The 3110-nt window shown below is 72.2% G+C and carries 2 protein-coding genes and 1 pseudogene; 2 read left to right on the forward strand and 1 reads right to left on the reverse strand.

Annotation, left to right across the window (positions count from 1 at the left end; genetic code table 11):
- Positions 1-63 precede the first annotated feature (63 nt).
- The gene (locus SSBG_RS22105; protein ID WP_008748293.1) at positions 64-1302 is read right to left on the reverse strand and encodes a hypothetical protein; all 1239 of its coding nucleotides are present in this window, start codon (positions 1300-1302) and stop codon (positions 64-66) included.
- A gap of 196 nt (positions 1303-1498) precedes the next feature.
- On the opposite strand from SSBG_RS22105, the gene SSBG_RS22110 reads away from it, so the two are divergent.
- Both SSBG_RS22110 and SSBG_RS22115 read left to right on the forward strand, forming a co-directional pair.
- Positions 1499-2338 carry a Nif3-like dinuclear metal center hexameric protein gene (locus SSBG_RS22110; protein ID WP_008748294.1) on the forward strand — a complete coding sequence of 280 codons (840 nt, stop codon included), beginning with the start codon at positions 1499-1501 and terminating at the stop codon, positions 2336-2338.
- Positions 2335-2977, forward strand: a pseudogene (locus SSBG_RS22115) (zinc ribbon domain-containing protein); the annotation flags it as partial. The gene SSBG_RS22110 and the pseudogene SSBG_RS22115, both read left to right, overlap by 4 nt.
- Positions 2978-3110: the final 133 nt, after the last annotated feature.

The raw sequence follows: 3110 nt of genomic DNA on the forward strand, positions 1-3110 counted from the left end.
AAAAAAAAAAAAAAAACAGCTAACAACCGGCAAGGAGGGCAAGCACAAAGCCATTACAGAACGTCAGATAAAACCGTGTACGGACGCGCACCCCTCGCCCCCGGGCACCCCGCGCGGCGCTTCCTCGCGCACCGCGCCGGGCATCCCCGTACCGCCGCCGCTCACCGCGCCGTCCGCGCGCGTCTCCCGCGCGCCCCCCGGGGTTTGCCCCGAGGAGGCCGCGAGGACGACCTCGCCCGTCTCCGAGCCGGAGGGCCACGTGACTCTCGCGAGCCCGCAGGGGCCCGTCCCCTCCGCGTACGGCAGCCGCAGCACGCCGTCACGCGTCCACAGGCCGCCGCCCGCGAGCCAGCCGCGCGGCGCGGGAAGCTGGTGGAGGCGTCGGCCCACCGGGCGCCAGACGCCGATCCAGCTCCCGCCCGCCGGGCCGTCCAGGCGGAAGGCGACGGCGCTGTGCTCGGGCAGCAGGTCCTGGCCCGGCTGCACGGCGAAGGGCGTGAGCCGCGTCCCCGGCACGTCCAGGCACTCCGGGAAGCGCACCGGCAGCGCGCTGCCGAGCACCCCCCAGGCGAGCCGGTCCTGCCCGGGCGCGTTCGAGCGGATGAGGAGCAGTCCGCTGTCCACGTCGGCGCTCAGCAACCGGTCGTCGCTGCGCTCGGCGATCTGGAGCAACGGCGAGACCTCGCCCGCGCGTTCGAGATCGACGGCGACCGCCTTCGTCACGCCGTCCTCGCCGGTGCGGTCCACCGCGAGCATCCGCGCCTCGCGGTCCAGCCACACGCCGCCCGCGCAGTGCCCGGGGATCTCCGCCAAGTGCTCGGGCCCGAAGGCCCCGCCCGCCACGAGCCACACGGCCGTCGAGTGCAGCCCCGGGGCGAGCGCGTACACGCGCCCCGGCACCGGGCTCGGCGGCAGCAGCCGCAGCGGTCCCGGCGAGCCGTCCGCCCGCACGTGCTCGACGGCACCGAGCGGCAGTTCGCCCGTGTCCGGCCCCGTCGGGTAGAGCAGGGAGAAGTAGTGCATGGACCCCTCGGGCCGGTGCACGAGGACCCGGCCGTCCGCCAGGGACTGCGCCTCGGCGCCCGGGGGCTCGGGGCGCGTCACCGGCAGCGGTACGGCGAAGGGTTCCGGCCCGCCGAGCGTCCACCGCTCCACGTGCCGCCCCGCCGTTCCGCTCTCGTCGGGCCCGCCGGGCGGCACGATCCCGCCCGGCGGCACGACCCTGGCGGCGTACGAACCGTCCGCCGTCACCACGAATCCGGGACCCTCACCCTGCGGCCACGCGGTCTCACTGACCGTCATCGCTGCGTCACCTCCGGCGACGAAGCTAGTTTTCGCGCGCCTTCCCGGCAGCCCAGGACCCCTGACTTCACCCCAACGGGTGGCGAACCGGCGAATCGCCTGACATCCGGGACACCGTGTGCTCGGCACCGGGTGCCCGGGCCGCTCCCCGTACCGCCCCGGAGGAACCCCGCCCGCTCCCGGTAACCTTGCCCCCGTGCCCCGCCTCTCCGAAGTCACCGCAGCCCTCGACGCCCTCTGGCCTCCGCAGCGTGCCGAGTCCTGGGACGCCGTCGGCACCGTCGCCGGTGACCCGGAGGCCGGGGTGCGCCGCGTGCTCTTCGCCGTGGACCCCGTCCACGAGATCGCCGAGGAGGCGATCCGCCTCGGCGCCGACCTCCTCGTCACGCACCACCCCCTCTACCTGCGCGGCACCACGACGGTCTCCGCGGCGACCTTCAAGGGCCGCGTCGTGCACGAGCTCATCAAGCACGATGTCGCCCTGCACGTCGCGCACACCAACGCCGACAGCGCCGACCCCGGCGTCAGCGACGCCCTCGCGGGCGCGCTCGGCCTGCGCGTCCTCGGCCCGCTCGTGCCCGACGGCACCGACCCCGAGGGCCGCCGCGGCCTCGGCCGCGTCTGCGAGCCCACCCGCCCGCTCACCCTCGGCGCCCTCGCCGAGATCGCCGCGCGCGCCCTCCCGGCGACCGCGCAGGGCATCCGCCTCGCGGGCGACCCGGAAACGCCGGTCCGCAAGGTCGTGGTGAGCGGCGGCGCCGGCGACAGCCTCTTCGACGCCGTACGGGCCACGGGCGCCGACGCCTTCCTCACCGCCGACCTGCGCCACCACCCGGCCTCCGAGGCCACCGGGCACAGCCCGCTCGGCCTCATCGACGCCGCCCACTGGGCCACCGAGTGGCCCTGGTGCGAGCAGGCCGCCGCACAGCTCGACGAGATCTCCGACCGCCACGGCTGGGAGCTGCGGGTGCACGTCTCGAAGACGGTCACCGACCCCTGGTCCGCACACTTCGATTCCACAGGAGCCCCCAACTGAACGCCGCACCCGCAGACCAGGTCCGCCTGCTCGACCTCCAGGCCCTCGACACCCGCCTCGGCCAGCTCGCCCACCGCAAGGAGTCGCTGCCCGAGCACGCCGAACTGACCGGGCTCGGCAAGGACGCCGCCGGCCTGCGCGACCTGCTCGTCGCGGCCCGCACCGAGGAGGGCGACACCGCCCGCGAGCAGACCAAGGCCGAGCAGGACGTCGACCAGGTCCGCACCCGCGCGACCCGCGACCAGCAGCGCCTCGACTCGGGCACGGTCACCTCGCCGAAGGACCTGGAGAACCTCCAGCGCGAGATCGCCTCGCTCGCCAAGCGCCAGGGCGACCTGGAGGACGTGGTCCTGGAGATCATGGAGCGCCGCGAGTCCGCGCAGTCCCGCGTGAGCGAGCTGACCGAGCGGCTCGGCTCCGTCGAGACCCGTGTAGCCGAGGCCACCGAGCGCCGGGACGCCGCCGCCGCCGAGATCGACGCCGAGGCGACGACCGTCGCCAAGGAGCGCGCGGTCGTCGCCGGCTCCGTCCCCGACAGCCTCCTCGCCCTCTACGAGAAGCTGCGCGCCCAGCGTGGCGGCGTCGGCGCGGCGCGTCTCTACTATTTTTTGTTGCGAGGGCTGCCTATTGGATCTGAACTTCTTTGGAGGTTAATGAGTTCAAGGTTTTTTTAGTCTTTTTTTTTTTTTTTTTTTTTGAGTTCTTGCTTGTGTTTTTTGTTTTTTTTTTTTTTTTTTTTTTTTTTTTTTTTTTTTTTTTTTTTTTTTTTTTT

This window comes from Streptomyces sp. SPB074, assembly GCF_000154905.1.
Classification (GTDB): domain Bacteria; phylum Actinomycetota; class Actinomycetes; order Streptomycetales; family Streptomycetaceae; genus Streptomyces.

Bases quoted from the DNA above. Each gene is read 5' to 3' on its own strand.
- SSBG_RS22105 (WP_008748293.1), bottom strand. From the start codon at position 1,302: ATGACGGTCAGTGAGACCGCGTGGCCGCAGGGTGAGGGTCCCGGATTC.